The organism is Mesorhizobium sp. Arg314, assembly GCF_053714275.1.
On record NZ_JBSKBP010000251.1, the window covers coordinates 1 to 487 of the forward strand.

The window sequence follows — 487 nt, forward strand, 5'->3', positions numbered from 1 at the left end:
ACCGGATCCCACAGATGATGGGCGACGAATTTTATCAATAAAGCCTCCGGCGCGGGCCAAGGCAGCGAAAAACCGGTGGCGGCAAGACACCAGGCCTCGAGATAGCCGAGATCCGAGGCCAGCGCCCGCAGCGAATTGTCGCCCATCCCTTCTCGCGCAAGGTGGCGAAGGGTCTCGACGTCGTCGTCGGTGAGGATTTTGGCCAGAACCTCGCGGCGATCATACGGCAGCACCGAATCCAGGGCATCGAGCGCCGCGGCACGACGCAGCGTTGCGTCGGAAGCGGGCTTGGGCAGGGGCGCGTCCATGGCCGTGCTCAAAACAGATATTTTTTGTCGGCCCAGGCGAGCAGCACCGCCGCATCTTGGTTCGGCAGGCGCACGCGCCCGGCGCGCAGGGCGTCGGCGATCGCGTCGCCGATGTCCGGATCGACCCAGTAGCCATGCGTCATCAGAAAAAACCAGGCAAAACGCAGGCCGACCGCGGC

General features: G+C 64.7%; 1 pseudogene. It reads right to left on the bottom strand.

Annotated elements, in window-relative coordinates:
• Positions 1–308 (bottom strand): annotated as a pseudogene (locus ACWGS9_RS35340) (integrase); the annotation flags it as partial.
• Positions 309–487 lie beyond the last annotated feature (179 nt).